The following is a 2,285-nucleotide window of genomic DNA, read 5'->3' as shown; positions in this document are numbered from 1 at the left end:
CGGACCGCGCCCAGCAATTCGGCGGGCCGCTCGCCACGGACGCGCAGCGCCATCAGGAAGGCGGCGATCAGCGTGTCGGGGATCGCGCCGTCCATGATGAGGCCGAAGACCGTCTCGGCCTCGGCCTCGGTCAGGATGTCGCCGCGGGCCAGCCGGTCCAGGATGGCGCGGAAGGCGCCAGCGGGGTCGGGAACCGGAGAATGGGTGGCCGGGGAAGCTGCCGCCGGAGGGGGAGAGTCTGCCGAAAGGGGCGGAATGCCGTCCATGGGCGGGTCAGGCGGCCTTGCGGGGCGCGTTGCGCCCGCGGACGATGGCCATGAAATTGGCCAGGATGTCGTGGCCGTGTTCGGACGCGATGCTTTCGGGATGGAACTGGACGCCGAAGATGGGCAGCGTGCGGTGGCGGAGCCCCATGATCACTCCGTCCTGCGTGTGCGCGACCGGGGCGAGTTCGTCCGGCAGGCTGGAGGGGTCGATCGTGAGGCTGTGATAGCGGGTGGCCATGAACGGGTCGGGCAGTCCCGCGAACACCCCGCTGCCGTCGTGATGGACGGCGCTGACCTTGCCGTGCATCGGGACCGGGGCGCGGACGACGGTGCCGCCGAAGACCTGGCCGATCGCCTGGTGGCCCAGGCAGACCCCGAAGACGGGAACCCGGCCGGCGGCCTTGCGGATCAGGTCGCAGCAGATCCCGGCCTCGTTGGGCGAACAGGGGCCGGGGGACAGGACGATCGCCTCGGGCCGCAGGGCCAGCGCGTCCTCGGCCGTCAGCGCGTCGTTGCGGCGGACGTCGCAGACCTCCCCCAGGTCGCCCAGATAATGGACGAGATTGAAGGTGAAGCTGTCGTAATTGTCGATCAGCAGGATCATGGCAATATGATGAACTCGTGTTTCGGCCCGGTCAAACGGCAGATCCGAATTTAACCGAAATAATCTTTGACGTGCAAAAAGCGGGAGTTTGTTGCGCTCATCCGGGCTGGTTGCGCAATTTTGTGACGGGTTGCGGGTGCTGCGTCATCCTGCCCCGCCATGCCCCGCCGTGGTCCCATTGCGACCCAGGGCGAACTGGACCGCTTCCTCGGCGGCGCGGAACAGGGCGCGGGCCTTGTGGCGGGTTTCCTCATATTCGGCTTCGGGCACGCTGTCGGCGACGACGCCGCAGCCGGCCTGCACGTGCATCTGGCCGTCCTTGACCACGGCCATGCGCAGCCCGATGCAGGTGTCCATCTCGCCGTTCGCGCCGAAATAGCCGATGCAGCCGGCATAGGTGGCGCGGCGGGTGGGTTCGACCTCGTCGATGATCTCCATCGCGCGGATCTTCGGCGCGCCGGTCAGCGTGCCGGCCGGGAAGCCGGCGATCAGCGCGTCGATGGCCTCGAGCCCCGGGCGGAGCGTGCCCTCGACGTTCGAGGAGATGTGCATGACGTGGCTGAAACGCTCGATGACGAATTTCTCGGTCACCTTGACCGAACCGATCTCGCAGACGCGGCCGACATCGTTGCGGCCGAGATCGATCAGCATCAGGTGTTCGGCCAGTTCCTTGGGATCGGCGAGCAGGTCGCGTTCGAGGGCCTGGTCTTCCTCGGGCGTGGCGCCGCGGGGGCGGGTGCCGGCCAGCGGGCGGACGGTCATGCGGCCGTCGCGCAGGCGCACCAGGATTTCCGGCGAGGAGCCGACCAGGCTGAACCCGTCGAACGCCAGGTTGAACAGGAACGGCGCGGGGTTGATGCGGCGCAGCGCGCGGTAGAGCGCGAGCGGCGGCAGGGTGAAGGACGTGGAGAAACGCTGGCTGGGCACGACCTGGAAGGCGTCGCCGGCGGCGATGTAGTCCTGGATGCGCCGGACGGCGTCGCAGAACGCGTCCCTGGTGAAGGTCGAATGCGGCGGGTCGAGCGGGCCGGTATAGCGTGGCGCGATCTCGTGCAGGGCCAGTGGTTCGGACAGGCTCTGCCGCGCGGTGGCCAGCAGGTCCTGCGCGGCCTGCAGCGCCTGTTCGGGCGCATGCCCGGCGCGGGGGCGGATCGGCGCCGCCAGGGTCAGTTCGTCGCGCACCGTGTCGAAGACCGCGAACAGGCGGGGGCGGATCATCACGCCTTCGGGCAGATGGAGGTCGTCGGGCGGCATGTGGGGCAGATGTTCCATCTGCCGGACCATGTCGTAGCCCAGATAGCCGAACAGGCCGCCGATCATCGGCGGCAGGCCGGCCGGAAGCGCCATGCGGGAATCGCGGATGACGGCGCGCAGCGAATCGAGCGGTGCGGCCGCCGCCGGGGTGAAGGCGGCCG

At 69.1% G+C, this 2,285-nt stretch carries 2 protein-coding genes and 1 pseudogene; all 3 read right to left on the bottom strand.

Annotation, left to right across the window (positions count from 1 at the left end):
* Positions 1-266 (bottom strand): annotated as a pseudogene (locus HUK84_RS15360) (hypothetical protein); the annotation flags it as partial.
* A gap of 7 nt (positions 267-273) precedes the next feature.
* Entirely contained in the window at positions 274-870 is a 597-nt protein-coding gene (locus HUK84_RS15355; RefSeq protein WP_176641062.1) for an anthranilate synthase component II, read from the bottom strand.
* Positions 871-1,014: 144 nt separating this feature from the next.
* Positions 1,015-2,285, bottom strand: a 1,271-nt coding sequence (locus HUK84_RS15350; RefSeq protein WP_176641061.1) for an anthranilate synthase component I family protein, incomplete at its 5' end; no start/stop codon positions are given.

Source organism: Nguyenibacter vanlangensis (assembly GCF_013376155.1).
Lineage (GTDB): Bacteria > Pseudomonadota > Alphaproteobacteria > Acetobacterales > Acetobacteraceae > Gluconacetobacter > Gluconacetobacter vanlangensis.
This window is presented reverse-complemented; position numbering and strand designations above follow the sequence as displayed.

Coding starts and splice junctions, on each gene's coding strand:
- HUK84_RS15355 (WP_176641062.1), bottom strand. CDS start 870: ATGATCCTGCTGATCGACAATTACGACAGCTTCACCTTCAATCTCGTC.